17 protein-coding genes are annotated in these 19,443 nt (G+C 62.2%); 11 read left to right on the top strand and 6 right to left on the bottom strand.

The window, feature by feature from the left end; translation table 11 throughout:
• Positions 1 to 615 precede the first annotated feature (615 nt).
• The 4 genes from mcrB (at position 616) to mcrA (ending at position 4,974) form a co-directional block, all read left to right on the top strand.
• Positions 616 to 1,920 (top strand): coenzyme-B sulfoethylthiotransferase subunit beta, encoded by a 1,305-nt coding sequence (gene mcrB / locus FKB36_RS01825; RefSeq protein ID WP_261596317.1) that lies wholly within the window; start codon positions 616 to 618, stop codon positions 1,918 to 1,920.
• A 16-nt stretch (positions 1,921 to 1,936) separates the two neighbouring features.
• The gene (gene mcrD, locus FKB36_RS01830; RefSeq protein ID WP_261596318.1) at positions 1,937 to 2,407 is read left to right on the top strand and encodes a methyl-coenzyme M reductase operon protein D; all 471 of its coding nucleotides are present in this window, start codon (positions 1,937 to 1,939) and stop codon (positions 2,405 to 2,407) included.
• A gap of 90 nt (positions 2,408 to 2,497) precedes the next feature.
• Positions 2,498 to 3,262, top strand: a complete 765-nt coding sequence (gene mcrG / locus FKB36_RS01835) for a coenzyme-B sulfoethylthiotransferase subunit gamma (RefSeq protein WP_261596319.1) — start codon at positions 2,498 to 2,500, stop codon at positions 3,260 to 3,262.
• 5 nt (positions 3,263 to 3,267) lie between these two features.
• Positions 3,268 to 4,974 carry a coenzyme-B sulfoethylthiotransferase subunit alpha gene (gene mcrA / locus FKB36_RS01840; RefSeq protein WP_261596320.1) on the top strand — a complete coding sequence of 569 codons (1,707 nt, stop codon included), beginning with the start codon at positions 3,268 to 3,270 and terminating at the stop codon, positions 4,972 to 4,974.
• 749 nt (positions 4,975 to 5,723) lie between these two features.
• Here mcrA and FKB36_RS13370 read toward each other — a convergent pair.
• Complete coding sequence (locus FKB36_RS13370; protein WP_390895689.1) at positions 5,724 to 6,113, bottom strand: DUF2085 domain-containing protein; 390 nt, start codon at positions 6,111 to 6,113, stop codon at positions 5,724 to 5,726.
• Between the two features lie 547 nt (positions 6,114 to 6,660).
• On the opposite strand from FKB36_RS13370, the gene dinB reads away from it, so the two are divergent.
• The 6 genes from dinB (at position 6,661) to FKB36_RS01870 (ending at position 11,596) form a co-directional block, all read left to right on the top strand.
• Positions 6,661 to 7,743 carry a DNA polymerase IV gene (gene dinB / locus FKB36_RS01845; RefSeq protein WP_261596321.1) on the top strand — a complete coding sequence of 361 codons (1,083 nt, stop codon included), beginning with the start codon at positions 6,661 to 6,663 and terminating at the stop codon, positions 7,741 to 7,743.
• 52 nt (positions 7,744 to 7,795) lie between these two features.
• A complete protein-coding gene (locus FKB36_RS01850; RefSeq protein ID WP_261596322.1) occupies positions 7,796 to 8,626 on the top strand; it encodes an SDH family Clp fold serine proteinase in 831 nt (276 codons plus the stop codon).
• 100 nt (positions 8,627 to 8,726) lie between these two features.
• Positions 8,727 to 9,155 carry a hypothetical protein gene (locus FKB36_RS01855; RefSeq protein ID WP_261596323.1) on the top strand — a complete coding sequence of 143 codons (429 nt, stop codon included), beginning with the start codon at positions 8,727 to 8,729 and terminating at the stop codon, positions 9,153 to 9,155.
• A 171-nt stretch (positions 9,156 to 9,326) separates the two neighbouring features.
• On the top strand, positions 9,327 to 9,641 hold the full coding sequence (locus FKB36_RS01860) for an HNH endonuclease (RefSeq protein WP_261596324.1): 315 nt from the start codon (positions 9,327 to 9,329) through the stop codon (positions 9,639 to 9,641).
• A gap of 76 nt (positions 9,642 to 9,717) precedes the next feature.
• Positions 9,718 to 10,590, top strand: coding sequence for a tetratricopeptide repeat protein (locus FKB36_RS01865; protein WP_261596325.1), 873 nt, complete (start codon positions 9,718 to 9,720; stop codon positions 10,588 to 10,590).
• A 145-nt stretch (positions 10,591 to 10,735) separates the two neighbouring features.
• The gene (locus tag FKB36_RS01870; protein WP_261596326.1) at positions 10,736 to 11,596 is read left to right on the top strand and encodes a MerR family transcriptional regulator; all 861 of its coding nucleotides are present in this window, start codon (positions 10,736 to 10,738) and stop codon (positions 11,594 to 11,596) included.
• 6 nt (positions 11,597 to 11,602) lie between these two features.
• On the opposite strand, the gene FKB36_RS01875 is transcribed toward FKB36_RS01870, so the two are convergent.
• The 3 genes from FKB36_RS01875 to ablB all read right to left on the bottom strand — a co-directional run bounded on the left by FKB36_RS01875 (position 11,603) and on the right by ablB (position 15,194).
• Complete coding sequence (locus FKB36_RS01875; protein WP_261596327.1) at positions 11,603 to 13,033, bottom strand: alpha-amylase family glycosyl hydrolase; 1,431 nt, start codon at positions 13,031 to 13,033, stop codon at positions 11,603 to 11,605.
• Between the two features lie 62 nt (positions 13,034 to 13,095).
• Positions 13,096 to 14,307, bottom strand: a complete 1,212-nt coding sequence (locus FKB36_RS01880) for a geranylgeranyl reductase family protein (RefSeq protein ID WP_261596328.1) — start codon at positions 14,305 to 14,307, stop codon at positions 13,096 to 13,098.
• A 38-nt stretch (positions 14,308 to 14,345) separates the two neighbouring features.
• On the bottom strand, positions 14,346 to 15,194 hold the full coding sequence (ablB, locus tag FKB36_RS01885) for a putative beta-lysine N-acetyltransferase (RefSeq protein ID WP_261596329.1): 849 nt from the start codon (positions 15,192 to 15,194) through the stop codon (positions 14,346 to 14,348).
• A gap of 283 nt (positions 15,195 to 15,477) precedes the next feature.
• On the opposite strand from ablB, the gene FKB36_RS01890 reads away from it, so the two are divergent.
• Entirely contained in the window at positions 15,478 to 16,680 is a 1,203-nt protein-coding gene (locus FKB36_RS01890) for a radical SAM protein (protein ID WP_261596330.1), read from the top strand.
• Between the two features lie 29 nt (positions 16,681 to 16,709).
• On the opposite strand, the gene FKB36_RS01895 is transcribed toward FKB36_RS01890, so the two are convergent.
• On the bottom strand, positions 16,710 to 17,519 hold the full coding sequence (locus tag FKB36_RS01895) for a DUF2795 domain-containing protein (RefSeq protein ID WP_261596331.1): 810 nt from the start codon (positions 17,517 to 17,519) through the stop codon (positions 16,710 to 16,712).
• Between the two features lie 195 nt (positions 17,520 to 17,714).
• Complete coding sequence (locus FKB36_RS01900; RefSeq protein ID WP_261596332.1) at positions 17,715 to 19,307, bottom strand: DUF2795 domain-containing protein; 1,593 nt, start codon at positions 19,305 to 19,307, stop codon at positions 17,715 to 17,717.
• Between the last annotated feature and the right edge of the window lie 136 nt (positions 19,308 to 19,443).

Consider the following 19,443-nt stretch of genomic DNA (forward strand, 5'->3'; position numbering starts at 1 on the left):
GCCGCGAGACGGGGGTCGCACGCAGGGTGGCGGGAGAGGGGTATGCCGCCTTCATCGTCCGGAAGAGGCGGGTTACTGGGGCACTATATAGTTGCTCTCTTTCTATCTCCGGTTTTTATCCTGGATATTTGAAAAAAGGGGACTCGGGTATCGACCACTCGGAAAATCCTCCCCTCTCAGGGGTAGGATTATATGTCTTTACGCCCAACCTAGGTATTCGGGTACAGTTGGGTACTTTTCAGGTGCAGCAATTTTAATTATTGCTATCAGTATTGTTCAGCGTAATATTTAATACGTTCCCTCATTCGACCTCCTCTCCGCGGCGATAACGCCTTACCGGCGTCATTGAGAAACCCTTTTTAAGGATCGAGTTCAATCTTTTGAACAATTGAATCCCGATTTTAAAATATCCAATTGGGAATATAATTGGTATTAATATTATTTTTTGCAAAAAATCCCGTCTTATTTCGCAAATTTTATTAACAACTCTCCTTCTACTCTTATAGTCCCTTTTGGGACGTGCAGTAGCGGCCTTCAGGGATCCGGAACAGATGACTGTCTTGGTCCCTTTGCATGAACGGAACGTATTGAACAAGGGTAAAAGGATGAAATACTATGGCTAAATACACGGAAACAATCGATCTCTATTCTGATGACGGGAAGCTGCTCAAGAGCGGCGTCACCCTCGACAGAATCAGCCCGCTGGTTAACCCGGCCACAGGTAAGATCATCGACCTGACCAAGAGAACGATCAGCGTAAACCTTGGCGGCATCCAGGATGCGCTCAAGGTCGGCAAGCTTGGAAAGGGCAAGATCAAGGGAAGAGAACTCGATCTCCCCATCATGGAGAACAAGGACGCGATCGTTGCCAAGATCAAGGAGATGATCCAGGTCACCGAGGGCGACGACACCGAGATCCTGGAGTTCAACGGCGGCAAGCTCCTGCTCGTCCAGGTCCCGACGAAGCGCCTGGTCAACGCGTCCACCTACGACGCCGCGATCACCTCGGTTGCAGCCGCGACCACCTTCTCGATCGTCGACCAGTTCAACGTCGACGCCTTCAATGCATCCACCGTCAAGGCGGCCTGCTGGGGCAGCTACCCCCACACGCAGGACATGGAAGGCGCGCTTGTCACGTCGATCCTGACGATCCCCCAGAACAACGAGGGTATCGGCTACGCGCTCAGGAACATCCCGGTCAACCACACCGTCATGATGACCGGCAGGAACGCCCTGCAGGGTGCAGCACTCGCATCCACCCTCGAGACCGCCGGTATCTTCGAGATGGGATCCGCGGTCGGGCCGTTCGAGCGCGCCCAGCTCCTCGCCTACGCTTACCAGGGCCTGAACGCGAACAACATGGTCTACGACCTCGTCAAGGCGAACGGCCAGACCGGCACCGTCGGCACCGTCGTCCAGAGCCTGGTCGAGCGCGCCATCGAGGACAAGGTCATCGCTCCGGGCAAGAAGGGCGGGTACTTCCAGTTCTACGACACGAAGGACCCGATGCTCTGGAACGCCTACGCCGCTGCAGGAACCATGGCAGCCACCATCGTCAACTGTGGTGCCGGACGGTTCGCCCAGGCGGTCTCCGCGACGCTCCTCTACTTCAACGACCTGCTCGAGCACGAGACCGGTCTCCCGAGCACCGACTACGGCCGTGTCATGGGTACCGCCGTCGGGTTCTCGTTCTTCAGCCACTCGATCTACGGTGGTGGCGGCCCCGGTATCTTCAACGGCAACCACGTCGTGACCCGACACGCAAACGGTGTGGCTATCCCGTGCGTGGTCGCCGCAGCGGCACTCGACGCCGGAACGCAGATGTTCTCGCCCGAGAGCACCTCCAAGCTCTTCGCCGACACCTACGGTAAGATCGACGTCTTCAACAAGCCGATCGACCAGATCGCCAACGGAGCCTGAGCGAGCAGAGATTCGAATGACGAATGCCGCATTTCCGCAGGCCCGGATTGTGCCCTTACGGATGCTCAAACCCGGGACCGCAGAACGCCTGCTCAATATGCTTGCCGGCATCGCCGGCATCCGCCGGATGATGATTCACGGACCCGGCCTGCCGAAGACCGTACCTTACGGGCCGGCACGAGGAAGCCCGAACCCTCACTCCGACCGCACAGCAATCCGCGTCGCTGATGCCGAGATTGCGTTGCGCGTTCAGGTGGGCACGGTCATCCTGGAGGTCGAGGACGCTTCCGTTATCGAGGAGATCCGGTCGCTCTGCGACGATTTCTTTGTGGAGTTCCCCTACCTGCTCCAGGTGGGAAAGTTCATGAAGACCACCCCGACGCTCGTGGACTACGCGAGGTATGGACCGGACGCCGATGGATCGCTCATCGGTCTCACGGACCCCCGCAAAGGGGAGAGCCCGGTGATTCTTCGGACGGAACAGTGACATGAGGCGCATAAATTCCGGAAATATGGCTGAAACTCATTCAAGACAGGAAATGGATAAGATATCAATCACTTTGAGGTGAATGGAAAAATGGCATACAAGCCCCAGTACGGTCCCGGGACATCGATTGTCGCCGAGAACCGGCGCAAACAGATGAACCCAGGCCAGAAGCTTGAGAAGGTTCGTTCCGTAACGGATGAGGACATCGTGCTGATCCTCGGCCACCGTGCTCCTGGATCGGCATACCCGACGGCTCACCCGCCGCTCGCCGAGCAGCAGGAAGTCAACTGCCCCATGCGCAAGCTCGTCAAGCCCACCGAGGGTGCAAAGGCCGGCGACCGCGTCCGCTACATCCAGTTCGCGGACTCGATGTTCAACGCCCCCTCACAGCCCTACCAGCGGACTTACACCGAGATGTACCGCTTCCGCGGTATCGACCCCGGTACGCTCTCCGGCCGTCAGATCGTCGAGTGCCGCGAGCGTGACCTCGAGAAGTACGCGAAGGACCTCATCGAGACCGAGATGTTCGACCCCGCTCTCGTCGGCATCCGTGGTGCGACCGTGCACGGCCACTCGCTCCGTCTCGCTGAAGACGGCATGATGTTCGACATGCTCCAGAGGAACGTCCTCGGCGAGGACGGCATCGTCAAGTACGTCAAGAACCAGATCGGCGAGCCCCTCGACCGCGCGGTTGCCGTCGGCAAGCCCATGGACGAGAAGTGGCTCAAGGCCCACACGACGATCTTCCACTCGCTCGTCGGAACCGCCTACCGTGACGACGCCGAGTACGTCGAATATGTCCAGCGCATCCACTCGCTGCGCACGAAATACGGCTTCATGCCGAAAGAGGAGTGATTACAATGGCAAAGATTGAGAGATCCCAGAAACTGTTCCTGAAGGCACTCAAGGAGAAGTTCCAGGGCCAGGACGTCGAGTCCGAGACCGCTGAGTTCTACAAGTTCAACGGCGTCCGGCAGTCCCCCCGTAAGATGGAGTTCATGAAGGCGAGCCGCGCCGTCGAGATGGACCGCGGTATCTCCATGTACGACCCCGAGCGCTGCCACCTTGGCGGTATCCCGATGGGCCAGCGCCAGCTGATGACCTACGAGGTCTCCGGCACCGGCGTCTTCGTGGAGGGCGACGACCTGCACTTCGTCAACAACTCCGCGATGCAGCAGATGTGGGACGACATCCGGCGGACCGTTATCGTCGGGATGGACCTCGCCCACCAGACCCTGCAGAAGCGTCTCGGTAAGGAAGTCACCCCCGAGACGATCAACGAGTACCTCCACATCCTGAACCACGCGATGCCCGGCGGCGCCGTCGTCCAGGAACACATGGTCGAGACCCACCCCGGCCTTGTCGACGACTGTTACGTCAAGGTCTTCACCGGCGACCAGGAACTCGCCGACGACATCGAGCCCCAGTTCCTGCTGAACATCGAGAAGCTCTTCCCCGCCAAGCAGGCCGAGGAACTCAAGGGCGAGGTCGGCAAGAGCATGTATCAGGCGATCCACATCCCGACCGCGGTCTCGAGGACCTGCGACGGTGGAACGACCTCCCGGTGGTCTGCGATGCAGATCGGTATGTCCTTCATCGCTGCCTACCGCATGTGCGCCGGTGAAGCGGCCGTCGCCGACCTCTCCTACGCTGCAAAGCACGCAGGCGTCGTCCAGATGGGCTCGATCCTGCCCGCCCGGCGTGCCCGTGGCCCGAACGAGCCCGGTGGCATCAAGTTCGGCCTCTTCGCCGATATCATCCAGGCGAACCGCAAGTACCCCAACGACCCCGCAAAGGCTGCCCTTGAGGTTGTCGGCGCCGGAACCATGCTCTACGACCAGATCTGGCTCGGTTCCTACATGTCCGGCGGTGTCGGATTCACCCAGTACGCAACCGCGGCCTACACCGACAACATCCTCGACGAGTTCACCTACTACGGTATGGACTACATCAAGGACAAGTACAAGGTCGACTGGCGCAACCCGGGCGCGAAGGACAAGATCAAGCCGACCCAGGAGATCGTCAACGACCTCGCAACCGAGGTTACCCTCAACGCCATGGAGCAGTACGAACAGTTCCCGACCATGATGGAGGACCACTTCGGCGGTTCCCAGCGTGCCGGTGTCATCGCCGCCGCATCCGGTCTGACCTGTTCCATCGGTACCGGCAACTCGAACGCCGGTCTGAACGGATGGTACCTCTCCATGCTCCTGCACAAGGACGGATGGTCGCGTCTCGGCTTCTTCGGCTACGACCTCCAGGACCAGTGCGGTTCCGCGAACTCCCTCTCCATGGAGTCCGACCGCGGTCTGATGGGAGAACTGCGTGGCCCGAACTACCCGAACTACGCGATGAACGTCGGACACCAGGGCGAGTACGCCGCTATCGTCGGTGGTTCCCACTACGGGCGCGGCGACGCGTTCTGCTACAGCCCGCTCGTGAAGGTCTGCTTCGCCGACCCGAGCCTGAGGTTCGACTTCGCCGAGCCCCGCCGCGAGTTCGCGAAGGGTGCCATCCGCGAGTTCATGCCCGCCGGCGAGCGCTCGCTCATCATCCCGGCGCGGTAAACAACTCCATACCCCCTTTTATTTGCACGTCCTCATAATCCGCGATCGCAAACATTCCTGCCGATCAGACGGAAGAAGGTGGAGCGAGTGGTTCTCACTCGCCCCCGTATTATGAGGCTGAATGTTCGTATCACAATGTTTGCTTGTTTTCAGTGATTCGTTCGCACTTCTACCCTTCCAAATCTCCGAAATGCTCTCTTTGGTCATGGAGAGGCGCGCAGTAGGTGTTTGCATCGGAGGTACGCAAACTCAACAAAATAACCTCATACGAAGGGTGATGGGTAGGTTATCTGAAAGTATCTGTAAACCGTTGCTGCATTTTAGTTGGAATGCCTAAATATGGTACATTCTCACTTGGAGTCATAGCAAAGGTCAGAATGGGGGAAACGCCTATCGTTAATGTTTTGTTATCTGGGGGTTGAAAAAAGGACACATCTTCCAGCTAATATGTTTTGGGACAATGTTGGGGGTCATAATATTTAGGCAACAACAGGTTATTGCATAATTCTGTCACTGAAAGTTGCGCCAATAAGCTGTCATACATATCATTGCCAATATAAACCCAATTATGGCACCGAATGCTACTATATAATTGAGTATACCCCCTTTGAAACCTATTGCAACAGCCCCAAAATAAGCAACAACAGGCACAGCTATACAAATACAAGCGGCCGCTTCTGATATCTCAGTCATTGTCATTACCGATTGTGGGGGCATAAAGCGAAATGGTATTTCCCTAATGATAAATATTATGAAATTGATCGGACACAAATACATCCGATTCCGAATAAAAATCCTGATATTACTCTAAATACGTTATTGCTTTCACGGCATTCAAATAGTTGAGTGATACCATCAACTATCAATGGTATGATTAAGATTAAACTGACTGAAATGGGAAAGGTAACTCCTAAAAATCTCAATGGAATACCAATTATTAGACCTGATATTATGCCACAGCACCGAGCACAAAATATCTTTTCAAGGCCGAAAAACCAAATTGATCGATCTTTTCGGTGATGGCATATGCATAAGTAAAACTGCCTTTTCTTATATCTTACTAAAATTACCGGTCCTAATCCATCAACCCATTGATATGTAATCTGCATGAGAGAATTTCGCTCTCGGGAAAGAGGCATCACACATGGAAATTGTTATGTACCCGTAAAAAACTTGGTGACTGACTGGAATGGCTTATTTGGACCCATACTAAATCAATGCATTCTACTCTCATATTTTGAAGGCTATGATGCAGTCACCTCATTCTTTGTTGCGCAACCTGCTATGATGTTCGTCCCAAAACATCTCTGCTGGGAGGAGGTGTCCTCTCCCGGTTCCTCTCCCACCTGGTGAGACCTAGTGGAACGCTGTTTCCCTCCTTGGATCTGGTTCAGATGGTAGATACCTAGGAGATAAGTGCCCTGTTCAGGACGCATCGAAAGTTCGGAAATCTCTTGAGGTCAATCTCATACGAAAGTCGTCCTAAAAGTAAGCCGTGACTGTGAATTCGCACGTATCGGTAGAAATGCTTTGGAGTAAACCCTCTATTGGATCTTATCCTCTTTAGCCACCGTCCCGGCCTCATTCGCGATTGGCTTCACCTTCAGTACCAAGCCCCCCCACCAAACCCCCTATATCGCCCGACCCCCAACACTCTCGTAAGAAACGGGAGGAGGTCTTCATCAAGTGACAGTCAGCGGCAGGATCGTCCTGCACGTGGATATGGACAGTTTCTTCGCCTCCGTCGAGACCCGCCGAGACCCGTCCCTTGCCGGAAAGCCGGTGATCGTCGGCGCCGACCCGAAAGGAGGGGCGGGCCGCGGGGTCGTGAGCACCTGCTCCTACGAGGCCCGCCGCTACGGAGTGCACTCCGGGATGCCCATATCCCGGGCATACGACCTCTGTCCCCACGGCGTCTACCTCCGGGTGGATCACCCGTTCTATTCCAGGGTTTCTGAAGAGATCATGGCGATACTCGCCCGCCATGCCGACCGCATCGAGCAGGTGAGCATCGATGAGGCCTACCTCGACGTCAGCGGTGCCGGGAGCTTTGCGGCGGCAAACGCGCTTGCCAGAGCGATCAAGCAGGAGATCCGCGAAGAAACCGGGCTCACCTGCTCGGTCGGCGTCGCCCCGGGGAAGGTCGTGGCGAAGATCGCCTCCGACTACCGGAAGCCCGACGGCCTGATGGTCGTCCTCCCGGAAGAGGTCGCCGGATTCCTCGCTCCCCTGCCGGTGGGGAAGGTGCCCGGTGTCGGGAAGAAGACCGGCGAAGAACTCCGGCAGATGGGTGTCCTGACCGTCGGCGACCTTGCATCCCACGATGTCCAGGATCTCATCGCCCGGTTCGGGAGACACGGCATCCTGATGCACCGCCTCGCCCGGGGGATCGACGACCGTGAGGTGCGGGGCCGGGAGGGGTGTAAATCCGTCTCCCGGGAGACGACGTTTGAAGCGGATACCGCCGACCCATCGATCCTCGCGGGAACCCTCGCCGACCTTGCGGACGACGTCGCCCGGACGCTCCGTGCCGAGGGCCTCCGGTGCCGCACCGTCACGGTCAAGGTCAGGTACCGCGGCTTTCAGACGCACACCCGGTCGAAGACGCTCCCGCGGTTCACCACCGATCCCGCGGCGATCCGGGAGGCCGCGTCCGGGCTGCTTGAACCGTTCCTCAACGACGAGCCCGTCCGGCTCATCGGGGTCAGGCTCTCGACGCTCGAGGGCGGGCGCACCCGGCAGGCGTCGATAGACGAGTTCCTCTCCTGAGCCGTCTCGCGAGGCGAACGTTCTTTATCAGGGTGTGCATTACGCTCCCGGCATGCCCGATCTCTGGACGGTGCTCCTCGTCGCCGTCATCCTCCTTCTCTTCGCGGTGCCGATCGTCCAGCAGCAGGCGATCCGGGCCCGCCGGATGCGGACGATCCGGGGTCTCGAAGTCGAGCGCCGTACCCGGGTCATCGCCCTCATCCACCGGCAGGAGAGGATCGGCTTTCTGGGTATCCCGATCTACCGTTATATCGATATCAACGACTCAGAGGAGGTTCTCCGGGCGATCCGGCTCACCACCCCGGAGATGCCGATCGATCTTGTCGTCCACACCCCCGGCGGCCTGGTCCTCTCCTCGGAACAGATCGCAATGGCGCTCCGGCGCCATAAGGGCAAAGTGACGGTCTTCGTTCCCCATTACGCCATGTCCGGGGGGACGCTCCTCTGCCTCGCGGCCGACGAGGTGGCGATGGACGAGAACGCCGTGCTCGGCCCGGTCGACCCCCGGATCGGGGAGTACCCGGCGGCATCGCTCCTGCGGGTTCCGCACCTTAAACCGCCGGAGGAGATCGATGACGAGACATTCGTCCTGGTCGACATCGCAGCGAAGGCCCAGACCCAGATGCGGGAGTTCGTGGCCGATCTCCTCCGGGACCGGATGGACGCCGGGCGGGCCGACCGCCTCGCGCGCCTGCTCTCCGGGGGGACATGGACGCACGACTACCCGATCACCTTCGAGCAGGCCCGGGAACTCGGGCTTCCGGTCACTTCCGGGATGCCTGCCGGGATCTACCGGCTGATGGATCTCTTCCCCCAGGCGATGCCCCGCCGCCCTTCGGTCGCCTATGTCCCGATCCCCTACCGGGAGGAGAAGAAGGAGTGACGTTCCGGCGCACCCCGCGCAGAATCAATTTTTGTGTCCCGGTGTCAATACTTCTCTGTCCGTATCGCACGCCTGCGGTAGTGCCGGACAGAAGGCAGCAATGACGATTACAACGACAACGCGCCTGGTTCTCGCGTACCTGCTTCTCGCGGCGGCGCTCCTCGGTGCCGGATGCACCGATGGCGGGCAGTCCGTTACGGGGCCGGCAGCCACAGAGTTCCTGAGCGAGACCGCCTCCTACGACGACCGCGTGGAATTTCGGTTCGTCCCGGACTCCGATGGACCGGGAACCTACAGCGCGACCTGCAGGATCGAGCGGAACGTCTCGTGGGGCACGACGATCGAGACCCGGGAGAACGTGCAATACGAGGATATCTCCCGTGCGAAACCCATCGAGATCGTCGTCCCGCGCGACGACCCCTCGGACGGTGCAGCGGTCGAGATCGAGATCCGGAGTCTCGCGGGCGACGTCCTGCACCAGAGCCGGACGTCCGTGGCCCCCGCGACGCCCGTCCCGACCCCACCGTGACCGCGGGGTGGGTGGGACCCTTATCCCGTCCCGAAACCCACCCTCTTTTAGATCGTGATCACTGAGATTCAACTCTGCCTGGATGCGTTTGATCGCTCAAATCCTCCTCTCTGCGGAGACGATCCCGCCCGGAACGGTTTTCGCCGACTCTGCTGCCGGTGCCCGTTTGCCGTGAGGAGGGCGCCCCTCGTCTACTGCGAACGGTTCGAGATCTCCATCCGGGCACGGGACAAGTATGGCCTTTCCGCGTGGAAGGAGATTCGGAACGCCGTGCTTGAACGCGACGGGAGCACGTGTACTGTCTGTGGCGGAGAGCAGGACCTCCACATCCACCACATCGACCACAACCCCACGAACGACGACCCGGAGAACCTCATCACGCTCTGCGGCATCTGCCATGCCCGGGTGCATACCGAGCTCCGCCGCGAGGGAGGTGCCGGGCGGGTGGCGCGGGTGCTTCCGGCAGCACGACGTCGCCTCGGGTGACGCACCCAGGAGACCCCCCCTGAAAGCCGGCGGGTCTACCTCCCGGGCCCTCCCGCCGGGGCAACGGTTATATGATATGCGCGCTACCAGTTGCCTGACCATGGGGGGAATGTCCGGCGTGAGCATCACCGAGAGACTCTTCGGCAGGAGCGAGCCCGGGGACCGGGAAGGCTCCAACACTGATTCTGCAGTGAGCAGGAAAGCCGTCTCCCTTGCACAACAGGGGCGGTTCGGCGAGGCGATCGACTGTTTTGACCGGGTGCTCAGAGACGATCCGGCAAACGTGAAGATGTGGAACAACAAGGGGGTCTTTCTCGACCTTCTGGGGCGGGACCAGGATGCACTGGGCTGCTGGGAGAAGGCGCTCGCGATCGACCCGGACTTTGCCCCCGCCTGGGTTTCCCGGGGGATGCTCTACCGCCGCCGCAACCGCCTCGATGAGGCGCTCGCCTGCTACGACCGGGCAGTGGAACTGAGCCCGGACTCTGCGGTCGCCTGGTATAACCGGAGCGGCGTCTTCGTCGCGATGCACCGCCTGGACGACGCGATCGCCTGCTACGAGCGTGTTCTCGGGATCGACCCCCACTTCGTGGCGGCCTGGACGGATCTCGGCTACGCTCACTTCCTCGGGCACCGGCACAAGGAGGCGGTCGACTGTTACGACCGTGCCATCGCCGACGATCCCCGGAGCGCCCGGGTCTGGAGCCTGAAAGGCGGCGCCCTCTACGCGCTCGGCGAGTACCGCAAAGCGCTCGAGTGCTTTGATAACGTGCTCTCGATCGACCCGAAGTACGCCGCCGGATGGAGCATGAAGTGCAGCGTCCTCTACCATCTCGGCATGTACCGCCACGCGCTTGCGTGCGCCGACAAGGCGCTGGAGATTAACCCCTCCTGCGAGCTGACCACCCAGGTCAGAAAGATGCTCCTCTCTCTTATCCGGGACTGGTGACGGGCTCCCCCCTCCCGGATCGTTTCGGAAGGTTGACACCTCCCGCCGCCCAACCGCGAATAACTACGCCGGAGGTCGGGAACTCTCCCCCGGGGGAGACTCCGACCGTCTATTACAGGGCGATGCCAACAGGTGGATGTAATCCATGCCGACCGATCAGCTCCCTATAGGTACGTTCTCGCGGATCACGCACCTCTCGCAGAAGGCGCTCCGCCTCTACGACGAGCGGGGACTCCTCGTGCCTGCGGCAAGAGACATCTGTACGGGGTACCGCTACTACACCTATGTCCAGGTCGAGCGGGGCATCCGTATCCGGCACCTGCTCTGGCTCGGGTTCGGCCTCTCTGAGGTGGAAGAGATCCTTGAGGCGCGGGAACGCGGCGATGCCGGGGCGATCCGGGAGCACATCGCAGAGCGTCTCGCTGCGACCGAACGGGAGGTCGGTCGTCTGCATGTGATTGCAGAGGCCCTGCAGAGACAGAAGCAGGACCCGCTCAACGGAGAATTGAGTATGTCGATCACCGAACCTCTCATCAAGGACATCCCCACCCAGCGGGTGCTTTCCCGCCGGGAGAAGGGTGTTTACCATGAAGCGATCCCGAGGATGATCCGGGAACTGTTCACGTATGTCTGTCCCGAAGACGGACGGCAGCCCGCTGCACGGATAGCCGGGCCGGTCATGTTCATCTGCCACGACGAGGAGTACCGGGAGACGGACGCCGATATCGAGGTGGTGATCCCGATCACCGGCCCGGTCACCCTTGATGGAGGTTCCGTCGAGGTCAGGACCCTTCCGGGAGGCCGGTTCTTCTCGGTGCTCCACACCGGCCCCTACCCCGGGGTGGGGAAGGCCTACGAGCGCCTCTTCACTGCCATGAACGAGCGCCGCCTCATGCTGGTCGGCCCCTCGCGGGAACTCTACCTCAACGACCCTGACGAGGTGCGGGAGGAGGAACTCCTGACCGAAGTCCAGTTCCCGGTGCAGGAGATTCCCCCGTCTCCCTGAAGGGGGTCATCCCTCCTCTCCCGCGACCTCGAAGACGTGGCGACCCCACCCGGGTATGTCAAGGAACAGGCCGGGCGAGAGGAGTGCCTCACCGTCCCGGTCGTACCGCGCCGGGCTGATGAGATCCCGGAGGCGGACGGTCTTCCCCGCGAGGTCTCTCCAGGGGAGTGGGACGTAACACTGGCCCCGGTCGGGGGCGTAGTTGACGGTGACGATGTAGCGCCTTCCCTCATGCTCCCATGCGAAGGCGATGTAGCCGTCGTGTGAGGGGTTGCCCTCCCAGGCCGGGTTGCAGTCGAGGAACCGCCACTTCCCGTCCTGGAACGCCGGGAGGCGCAGGCAGGCAACGAGCCGCCGGTAGAACTCTTCTATCGCCGGGTCGACCGGCTCTTCCGGCTCCCGGCAGAGGTGGACGGAGGTCTTCTTCTGCCGCCCGGAGAACTGCCCTTCGTGAAAGAATCGGAGACCGCGGGAGAGGAAGGCGAGGATGGCCGCGGCCCGGTGCTGCTCCGGCGAAAAGACCGCCGCCGCCCGGTCCTCGTCGTGGTTCTCGAGGAACCGGACGGACTTATCCTGGTATTCGGAATCCGCCCGGAGATGGTCCCGCACCGGCCGTGCTGTTCCGTTCCGGAGTCGGTCATAGAGCCGTTTGTCGTAGGTGTAGTCGAACCCCTGCTCCTGCAGTGTCCACTCGAGATCCCAGTAGACCTCCGCCATGAAGACGAAATCCGGGTGCTCTCTTCGGACGTTCTCGATCGCGCCGGGCCAGAAGGGCTCCATCTCCCGCCCCCAGGTCCGGTGAAAGACCTCCGGGAGGACGAGCATCGCCATGTCGCACCGGAGACCGTCGCACTGCCCCGCGATCTTCTGCATTTCAGCAGTCATCGCCTCCGCGAGGGCCGGGTTGGCGTAATCGAGCTGCAGGGTGTCGGGCCAGCCGCCGGAGTGGGGGTCCCGGCCGTGGGCGAGGTTCCCGTCGGTGTCGCGGACGTAGTAGTCCGGGTGGTCGCGCACCCAGGGGTGGTCGGGTGCGGTGTGGTTCGGGACGAGGTCGAGCATGAGGAGGAGGCCCACTCTGTGCAGGCGTTTCCGGAACTGCACGAGCGCCTCCGGCTCCCCGAGGTCGGGGTGGAGCGAATAGCCACAGACGGCAAAGGGGGAGCCGCAGATGTCTTCCTCCCGGAGGTCGGGGAGTACGTCCCGGTAGCCGCGGAGCCACTCCTCGTTCGAACCCGAGACCCGCCGCCCGGCCTCCCCGGTCTCCCAGGCTCCCATGAGGTAGATCCATGAAAAGCCGCACCGGGCGAGTTGTGCGAGCCAGGATTCGGGGATCTCGTCGAGCGTGAGGCGGCGCCCTCGCTCCCTCGCGAGGCGGCGGAGCAGGACGCGGGCGTTGACCTCGTAGAGAGAGGGGTGGCGTGGGGTGTGAGCGTTCATGACACCTTCCCGTGTCCGGGTGGGGATAGAGGTATCGGCGGTGGGCGTCACACCCGTTGCCTTCACCAGACGGTGGAATGCAGGTCGTCGTCCCGCTGGAACCCCCGGAACGACCGGTGTCCCTGGACCGCATCGATGACCCGGCCGTTCGTCGCCCGCATCATGGCTTCGAGAGGCAGATGTATCCGGGCGTCCAGGCAACCGTAGAGGAAGTCCCGCAACGTCCTCTCCGCCCGCAGTTCGGGGATGAGGCGGCGGTCGAGAAGGGAGGTGTAGGTCTCGCCGAGCGGCGCACCGGACGCGAGGTGGCGGTCGACGGCGTGGGCGGCGAGTTCTGCTGTGCGGTGGGCGTAGAAGATCCCTTCGCCGAGGATGGGGCTTGCAAACCCCCCCGCATCGCCGACGAGGAGCGTCCCCTCGTGAACCGGGGAGGTGATGTAATTGCCGAACGGCAGGGGGTATGCCGCCGGTTTTCGGTCGGCGAACGCTCTCAGGCCGATGGTGTCCAGGAACTCCCGGTATCGCTCGGGCAGGGTCTTCCGGTTCTTCTGCAGCAGCCCCCCGAGCCCGACGATGATCGCATCACGGTTCGGGAAGACCCACCCGTAACCCCACCGGCAGGCGTCAAGGAAGAGGTGCGGTGTCGTGAGTTCGGCATCCAGCCGGATCACCCCCTCCCTGTCCATGAGCGCCTGAGCCTCGTCGCGAGGGATTGCAAGTTCCATGGCCCATCCGAGGTTCTCACGCCACCGGTCATGCTCGAAGACGCTCTCCGGGAGGGAGCGGCGGACCCCGCTGTGAATCCCGTCGGCCCCGATGATGACCCGGCCGGCGTAGCGGCTCCCATCCGAGGCCGTGACGGTCCGGGTGGCGTGGTCGATTGCGGTGACTTCCATGCCCTCATGTGTCTCCGCCCCGGCATCCGCCGCCTTCCGGGCAAGGCAGGTGTCGTAACGCTCCCGGTGGGTGAAGTAGAACGGTTCGGCGAGGTCCCCGGCGAGGACGCGGCTGCTCCCGACATAGAGTGCGTAGCCGGTTCCGGCGGAGTCGAGCAGCCCTTCCTCTTTGAGGGCGGGGATGGGCAGGTCAAAGACCCGGTCGAGGAACCGGATGGACTTCTGGCTGAGGCAGCCAGCGCAGACCTTCTCCCGTGGATACCTCCCCCTCTCCAGGAGCATCACCCGGTATCCGGACTTCGCGAGGAGGTAGGCGGCGGTGCTCCCGGCGGGCCCGCCCCCGACAACGATGGCGTCATAAGCCGGCGAATTATCCATATCCATATCTGGATGGCAGTATAGATCCGGGGCTTCCCTTATTCTTTTCCCCGTGGGGTCGCTGCCATTCTCTCGTCGAGCAGTCTGTACCAGATGCTCATATCCTCAAGGGAGCCGCATATGTTGACGCAGCCGGGAACCGTCCCCGCGTGGGTGTAGCCGGCCCGGGCAAAGACGATGTTTGCCGGGTGTGAACGGGCCCGGGCGATGGCGAATGTGGTCTTTATCCCGATTGAGCGCATCTTCGCCTCCATCTGCCGCAGGAGGCGGGCTGAAAATCCGCGGCCCCGGTACTCCGGCAACGTCGCAAACCCGGTCATCTCCGCAAATTGCCCCTCCGGGTCGACTGCGGCGGAGGCAATCGCAGCGATCTTCTCGCCGTCGCGGATGCAGAAGCAGTGCAGGTCGCGGTGCATCTCCCGTACGAGGTAGGCCGGGTCGTGGACGGGGACAGGGTAGGTCGCGAAGACCTTCCGGTAGATGGCCGCGAGCGCCGGGGCATCCGCCGGCGTGGCAGGGGTGCAGGTGAAGTTAGGCTCGAGTGCCGGGCTCTCGGCGCCCTTCCGGCCCTTCTCTTCGGCAACCGCAAGGACGTCATCGATCCCATCCCGCCAGTTGCTCTGGAGGGGGTCACGGTAGGCTGCCATGTAGAAGCCGTCCACCTCTCCCCGGTAGAGCCCGGGTATCCGTGCCCGGGGGAGGTACCCGGACGATACGAAGTGGCCGCATGCCGGGGCAGGGACCCGTGCGAATACCCGCGAGTAGCCCCGGCCTCGTGCAAACGCGAGGAGCCGGCCGGCGATCCCCGGGAAATCTGCCGAATCCAGGCGGAAGAGGTAGGCCCGGTCGTTGAACGGGCCGTGGTGGACCAGGCTCCCTCCGAGCATCGCGGTGGTGTCGGCATAGGTGCCCTGGTGCGAGCGAGATCCTGTCTGCCCCTGGCGTTCTAAAGGAATGTTCTTTGCCGGGTGCCGGATTGTGGTCTTCGGGGCACCGGTGCGTGATCGATATACCTTTTGATTTTTCTGATCCTGTAAATGGTCAAACATTGTTTACAGTGGATACTATTGTTTTCACAATACATAATTGGTTCCCTATATTTTTCTGACCCATTCACTTTCACCCCGCGCCCGGCATCGGTTCTTCCCCCCGCGGGCCGATGCTTCCGGTATGTCGACGCAAGAGCAGAAACTCGCCTATCTCACCGCCGCCGGACGGTTCGACATCTGCAGCCCGGGCGAGTGCCTTCAACTCCTCCCGGTCACGGTCGAGACCCGCAGGAGCTCTCAAGCGCCGGAGATCCTGCCTGTCCCGCTCGATAACCTTCGTTCATCTCAGGAAGCCCTCGACGACCTCGAGGACCCGGACGGACGAACCGTTGTCGCTCCCTACATCTCCTACAACCGCCGGACGGGTGGGTGCGGGCGGATGCTCAAGATGCTCCTCAACGGCACCTGCTCCTACGACTGCGCCTACTGCCCCGTCCGTACCCGGCGTGAGCCGGTGAGTTTCGCCCCGGAAGAGTTCGCCGATACCTTCCTCCGCCTCTGGCGGGACGGACTCGTCGAGGGGCTCTTCCTGAGTTCCGGCATCCCCCGGGACGTCGACTGCGTGATGCACGATATCGTGGAGACGGGGGAGATCCTGCGCCGCCGGGGTTACGACGGCTACCTTCACCTGAAGATCCTTCCCGGCGCGACCCGGGCGGATATCCACGACGCTGCCCGCGTGGCCGACCGGATCAGCATCAACCTGGAGACGACGTCGCCCGACCGTCTCGGGGGCATCGCCGGGGTGAAGGACTACCGGCAGGACATCCTGAAGCGCCAGTCCTGGGTGGCGGAGGAGAAGCCCGGCGGCCACACCACGCAGTTCGTCATCGGGGCTGCGGACGAGACCGATGCAGAGATCCTCTCCTGTCTCGCCGACCAGTACCGGCGGGTCCGGCCGTCACGGGTCTACTTCTCGGCGTTCCACGCCCTTCCGGGGACTCCCCTCGCGCCGCACCCGGACACCCCGGCGTGGCGGGCGCGGCGGTGGTATCAGGCCGACTACCTGATCCGCGACTACGGTGTTGCGGCCGACGAGCTCCGGGCCGCTCTCGACGAGAATGAGTTCTTCGGAGACCGTGACCCGAAAACGGTTCTTGCCGCCGGAAGCGCGCCGGTGAACGTCAACCTCGCCCCACGCCGCGACCTCCTCCGCGTCCCCGGGATTGGGCCGAAGGGGGCGGACCGGATCCTCAACCTGCGGAGGGTGCGGCCGTTCTCCGGCCCGGCCGATCTGGCGCGTGCCGGTATCCGGGGGAAGGCCGCCGGGCGCCATCTCATATTCAACGACCGGGGGACCGTCCAGACGAAACTCTCCTCGTAACTGCCGGTATTCTTCAAAAAAAAGTAGGGTTACCTGACTTTCCCGAACTCCGTGCTCACGTCCGTGGCCGACTGGTAGGTCCGGTCGGAGAAGCCCTCGAGCGCTGCGATAACGTCCCCGGGTGCGTCATTCTTCTGGGCATGGGTTATGAGATCCTGTCTCCCCACCGGGTAGTCTATGCCCTTGAGGTAGACCTGCAGGTCGGCGGCCGAGAGGTGCCCGTGAGCGGGTCCTGTCGTCGTGCGGGTATCCATCGCGGTCGCCGACTCTCTTTTGACCTCCTCGGCGACGGTCTCCCGGGGCGCCGTCTCGGTGACCGGCGCCGCCATCCTGACCCCTTCCACCTCCTCGGCCGTTATCGGCATCCCTGTGCGGGCGGGCGTCTCCCTGACCTCCACCCGCTCCGTCGTGACCACCTCGCGGGGCGGCGGCTCCGTCCGGGTCACGGCCCGGGCCTCCTCCTGGCTCGGGGGGCTCATGGGGCGTCTCGACTCGATCAGGCTCCAGTTCGATTCCTTCGGCCAATCCCCCTCTGAAAACCCGGAGTCGCTGTCGAGGCGGTGTTTGCTGATGTTCGCCACGAAGACATCGTCCCCGGGCCGGTAGACCATAGCCTCGATGGGGATCGCGAAATGTTTTGCTCCAAGACCGAGCATGCCACCGGTCTTGAGCACCGCATACGCCACCCTTCCCGTGGGCAGGCCGACCCGCAGGCTCGAGATCTCGCCGAGATCGTACCCCTCCGGGTTCTTCACCCGTTTCCCCACGATATCTTCGGATGAGAAGAACTCCTGCCCCTCCGTTCTCCGTACCTGCTGTTCCAGAATCGTTTCAGCCATTGCAACCACCATCTCACTGTTTGAAGGCGATCTTCACCTTCGCGCAGAGCGGGCGATGCGTGTTGCGACTATTTAACAGTTCCCCGGTTCCGGGGCGGGGCTACCGGCGAAGAGTTCTCCGCCGTAGAATTGACGTGCCGGGGAGGTTGGGAGGGGTGTTTCCCGGCTGCCGCCCGTAGCGGCGGGTCCTCCCCGTCACCTGACCTTTCCGAATTCCGTGCTCACGTCTGCGGCCGACCGGTAAGTCCGGTCGGAGAAGGTCTCGATAGCCGAAATAACTTCCTCTGGAGCGTTGTTCTTCCGGGCCTGGGCGACGATCTCCTGCCTTCCTGCCGGGTAGTCCATGCCCTTGAGGTAGACCTGCAGGTCTGCGGCGGAGAGACGGGTGTGGGACGGTACTGTCCTCCTTGCCGCGGGGCCCTCCTCGACCTGGGTTTCAGGCCGGACCATCTGCTCTCTCCTGGCCTCCTCCGTGGTGATCCCGGGCTCCCGCCGCGTCTCCATCGTAGTCGACTGCTCCCCGCGGGCCTCTCTCCCGAACTCCGTGCTCACATCGGCGGCCGACTGGTATGTCCGGTCAGAGAAACCCTCTATAGACGAAATGACTTCCTGCGGTGCGTTGTTCCCCCTGGCATGGGTTACGAGATCCTGCCTCCCTGCCGGGTAGTCCATGCCCTTGAGGTAGACCTGCAGGTCGGCCGCAGAGAGACGGGTGCGGGGGGGTACCGTTCTCCGGGTCGTGGGTGCCTCCTCGCGGACCTCCGCCACGGTAGTCTCGCGAACCTCCCGTGCAGGCACCTCGATCCCGGTCGGCTGCCGGGTTCGGGACTCGCTGCCGAACTCCGCGCTCACATCTGCGGCCGACCGGTAGGTCCGGTCGGAGAAGCCCTCGAGTGTCGTGATCACGCTCTCCGGAGCACTGTTCTTCTGGGCGTGGGTTATGAGGTCCTGCCTCCCCGCCGGGTAGTCCATGCCCTTGAGGTAAACCTGAAGGTCGGCAGCCGAGAGGCGCCCGGCGGAAGGCCCGGGAGTCATAAGCGATCGTTCGAGTCCTGTTGCCGGCCGGGCTGCCGGGGGTGCCTCCATCGCGGTCGCCGGCTCTCTCCGGGCCTCCTCGACGACGGTCTCACGGGGCGGCGTCTCGACGATGCGCTCCCGGTGAACCTCCCTGACGCCGGTCCCCGTGGGTGGCGGCCCCTCCGTCATCACCGGCCGCTCCTCGACACGCTGTGTCGTCGGCTGCCCTCCCCATCCGGCTGCGACCGTCTGGACGGGCGGCGGTGTCGGAACGACCCTCTCTCCTGCAGGGGACGTGGTCTCTGCCGGCGCCACGGTCTCCGCCGCCCGGGACGGCGGAACCTCCCTCTCCGTCACCGGGGCCGCGGGTCTCGCTGCCGTTGCCGTTGCTGCCGCCGCACGTGCCGGGGGGGGTGTCCGGACCAGGCTCCAGTCCGCCTCGCGCGGCATCCTGTCCCGGGAAAACCCCTGAGCGTTATCCAGCGTCCGCTTATCCGCGTCCACGGTAGCACTCCTCTCCCCCGCGCGGGTGCGGACCGCCTCCCAGGGGATGGCGAAATGCTTCTCGCCGAACCCGAGGATTCCGCCATAAGAGAGCACGGCATACGCGACGCGGCCGCTGTCGCGGTCCAGTACGACATCGCTGATATCGCCGAGGTTCTCTCCCTGTGGGTTTCGCACCTTGATGTCCCGGATGTCGTGTGCACGCATCAGGTTCACCCTCTCTTCCTGCCGGGTCTCCAGCACTGTTCCTGCCTGCTGATCAGCCATCGTATCTCCCTCCATCGTCTTCTTCTCGAAGAGGTATCCCTTCAAGGCGGTGGAGTAGAGGATCGAGGATACTTAAGGGTTTCCGGCCCGGGCAAACCGGGCATTTTCAACCGGGAAGGCGAAGAAAGGAGGGAGT

Source organism: Methanoculleus formosensis, assembly GCF_025384765.1.
GTDB lineage: Archaea > Halobacteriota > Methanomicrobia > Methanomicrobiales > Methanoculleaceae > Methanoculleus > Methanoculleus formosensis.

Coding starts and splice junctions, on each gene's coding strand:
- mcrB (WP_261596317.1), top strand. CDS start 616: ATGGCTAAATACACGGAAACAATCGATCTCTATTCTGATGACGGGAAG.
- mcrD (WP_261596318.1), top strand. CDS start 1,937: ATGACGAATGCCGCATTTCCGCAGGCCCGGATTGTGCCCTTACGGATG.
- mcrG (WP_261596319.1), top strand. CDS start 2,498: ATGGCATACAAGCCCCAGTACGGTCCCGGGACATCGATTGTCGCCGAG.
- mcrA (WP_261596320.1), top strand. CDS start 3,268: ATGGCAAAGATTGAGAGATCCCAGAAACTGTTCCTGAAGGCACTCAAG.
- FKB36_RS13370 (WP_390895689.1), bottom strand. CDS start 6,113: ATGCCTCTTTCCCGAGAGCGAAATTCTCTCATGCAGATTACATATCAA.
- FKB36_RS01850 (WP_261596322.1), top strand. CDS start 7,796: ATGCCCGATCTCTGGACGGTGCTCCTCGTCGCCGTCATCCTCCTTCTC.
- FKB36_RS01855 (WP_261596323.1), top strand. CDS start 8,727: ATGACGATTACAACGACAACGCGCCTGGTTCTCGCGTACCTGCTTCTC.
- FKB36_RS01865 (WP_261596325.1), top strand. CDS start 9,718: ATGCGCGCTACCAGTTGCCTGACCATGGGGGGAATGTCCGGCGTGAGC.
- FKB36_RS01870 (WP_261596326.1), top strand. CDS start 10,736: ATGCCGACCGATCAGCTCCCTATAGGTACGTTCTCGCGGATCACGCAC.
- FKB36_RS01875 (WP_261596327.1), bottom strand. CDS start 13,033: ATGAACGCTCACACCCCACGCCACCCCTCTCTCTACGAGGTCAACGCC.
- FKB36_RS01880 (WP_261596328.1), bottom strand. CDS start 14,307: ATGGATAATTCGCCGGCTTATGACGCCATCGTTGTCGGGGGCGGGCCC.
- ablB (WP_261596329.1), bottom strand. CDS start 15,194: ATGCTCGGAGGGAGCCTGGTCCACCACGGCCCGTTCAACGACCGGGCC.
- FKB36_RS01890 (WP_261596330.1), top strand. CDS start 15,478: ATGTCGACGCAAGAGCAGAAACTCGCCTATCTCACCGCCGCCGGACGG.
- FKB36_RS01895 (WP_261596331.1), bottom strand. CDS start 17,519: ATGGCTGAAACGATTCTGGAACAGCAGGTACGGAGAACGGAGGGGCAG.
- FKB36_RS01900 (WP_261596332.1), bottom strand. CDS start 19,307: ATGGCTGATCAGCAGGCAGGAACAGTGCTGGAGACCCGGCAGGAAGAG.